The organism is Actinoalloteichus spitiensis RMV-1378, from assembly GCF_000239155.1.
Classification (GTDB): Bacteria; Actinomycetota; Actinomycetes; order Mycobacteriales; family Pseudonocardiaceae; genus Actinoalloteichus_B; species Actinoalloteichus_B spitiensis.
In genome coordinates this window covers 1-1,867 of record NZ_AGVX02000014.1, presented here as the reverse complement: position 1 = coordinate 1,867, position 1,867 = coordinate 1, and the positions used below count along the sequence as shown (strand labels likewise).

Sequence of the window (1,867 nt, the reverse complement as noted above, 5' to 3'; positions counted from 1 at the left end):
GGGAGGCTGTCCGTCGTCCGGCGCGGCGGGGGGGCACGTCAACTGGCCGGCCGGGATGCGCTCCCCGGGGAGGCGCGGTACCGCCCTCGGGCTGGGCCTGGCGCGTCAGCCGCCCGGGGGGCGCTCGCGGTCCCCCGGGGCGCGGAACCGGGCCGAGTCGTGGGTGCCGTCGCAGAACGGTTTGATCGCGGACCGCCCACACCGGCACAGCGCCACCGTCCGCCGGCCCGGTTCGATTCGTTCCCCCTCGGGGGTGAGCAGCTCGTAGTCACCCCTGAGCAGCAGCGGCCCGTCCACGCACGGTGTCACCGTCGCGGCGGGGCGTGGCCTCCTCGGCGCATCAGACGTCATGCCCTGCGGAGTACCCGGTCCGGCGGCAGTCATCCCCGTCGTGCGCCGGGTGGTGGGATCCGCGCCGGGGCAGGGCGTGGCACCCGGGGGGCGGCGTACCCCGGCGACAGCACCTCCTGCGCCGGTCCAGACTTGCGCGGCCGAGCGCGCCGTGCGGCCCGGCGCCGGGCTGGCAGGAGGCGGGCGGGCTCACCAGCCCCGTTGCCTCCACTCGCCGAGCTTCGGGCGCTCGGCGCCGAGGGTGGTGTCGTCCCCGTGCCCCGGGTACACCCAGGTGTCGTCCGGCAGCACGTCGAAGATCCGCCGTTCGACGTCGGTGATCAGGGACTCGAAGTCGGCGGGGGAGTGCGTCTTGCCGACCCCGCCGGGGAAGAGGGAGTCGCCGGTGACCTGCCTGCTCTTGACGTGGGCGGGGACCCGGTCAACCGGTCTCCCCGCTGTGATCGTGGGGTGCCGTGACTGCGGACTCTTCTGCCGAGCCCTCCTGATTCTCGCGAAGCGTCCGCCCTCTGGCATCCCGCCACTCGGTGCGGCCGTTCCTGCTGCCCCCAGCCAGCACGCTCGCCGCGCTCGACGGACTGTCGAACGCGTACGTCCTGGTGAGGCGGATCTGGTCCTGCCCGTGCTCCACCAGCACGCCTTGTGCCAGCAGTTTCTCTCGCAGCGCGTGGTACCCAGGTGTCATGGTCATCGTCGCCAGGCGTCCGAGCGCGCCTTCGGCAACGGTGAAGCTCCGAGGGTCTTCGACCCCTTCCGCAGTGGTGAGCTTGGTGTTGAGGAAGTACCTCGTGCGGACCGCGGTCGTACCGGGTCCTTCGTCCTTTCTGACTTCCTCGGTGGAGATCGGAACTTCGAACGCATGCACTCCGGCAATGGGGAGGATCATGAGCATGTTGGCGAGGTACGCCTCCATGTCGGCCACTTCGGGCTCGCTCAGCCACGGGGTGGCGGGAATCCTGGAGTTGTCGAGCCGAACGGACTTCGCAGCCCTGGCGATGTCCACCAGTCGTGCTTCGAGGTAACGGATGTGCGCTTTGTTGAGGGAGTCGTCCGTGGTTGTGAGCACGTAGGCATTCGTCCAGAAGTCCTTCGACCTCTGATGCGAATCGAGTCGTACCGCGACCTCGTCGCCCTCCCCGATGTAGAGCACCTCGGGCCCTCGGCCTTCCGGGTCCGGGCCGGTCAGCAGATAGACCCCGGTTCGCCCGAACTCGTTGCGGAGGCGCGCACGGGCGTAGTCGGCCCGGGAGAAGGCCAGGCACACCCCTGTCCACTGGCTGCGCTCGACGAGTCGTATGCCTTGGGGTGTGCCATCGACGAGGAACAAGCGGATGGTGGCGCCAGTCGCACCGGCCTGCGTGATGGAGTCATTGAACCAATCACCGCTCGGAACGCGGCCAACCGCCGGGTGCGGTCCCGGCGATTGGCCCGCGAGCTCACGTGCGCGAGTCGTCGATCACCAACCGCGCGAACGCCACTCGCCGAGCTTCGGGCGCTCGGCGCCGAGGGTGGTGTC

2 protein-coding genes and 1 pseudogene are annotated in these 1,867 nt (G+C 70.3%); all 3 read right to left on the bottom strand.

Annotated features, from left to right (window positions below; genetic code table 11):
• Nucleotides 1-105: 105 nt before the first annotated feature.
• The 3 genes and pseudogenes from ACTIDRAF_RS0200840 to ACTIDRAF_RS26520 all read right to left on the bottom strand — a co-directional run bounded on the left by ACTIDRAF_RS0200840 (nt 106) and on the right by ACTIDRAF_RS26520 (nt 1,678).
• Complete coding sequence (locus ACTIDRAF_RS0200840; RefSeq protein WP_026065641.1) at nt 106-351, bottom strand: CDGSH iron-sulfur domain-containing protein; 246 nt, start codon at nt 349-351, stop codon at nt 106-108.
• Between the two features lie 189 nt (nt 352-540).
• A pseudogene (locus tag ACTIDRAF_RS32355) lies at nt 541-738 on the bottom strand (MBL fold metallo-hydrolase); the annotation flags it as partial.
• Between the two features lie 34 nt (nt 739-772).
• Nucleotides 773-1,678 carry a GIY-YIG nuclease family protein gene (locus ACTIDRAF_RS26520; RefSeq protein ID WP_157162772.1) on the bottom strand — a complete coding sequence of 302 codons (906 nt, stop codon included), beginning with the start codon at nt 1,676-1,678 and terminating at the stop codon, nt 773-775.
• Nucleotides 1,679-1,867 lie beyond the last annotated feature (189 nt).

Bases quoted from the DNA above. Each gene is read 5' to 3' on its own strand.
- ACTIDRAF_RS0200840 (WP_026065641.1), bottom strand. From the start codon at position 351: ATGACGTCTGATGCGCCGAGGAGGCCACGCCCCGCCGCGACGGTGACA.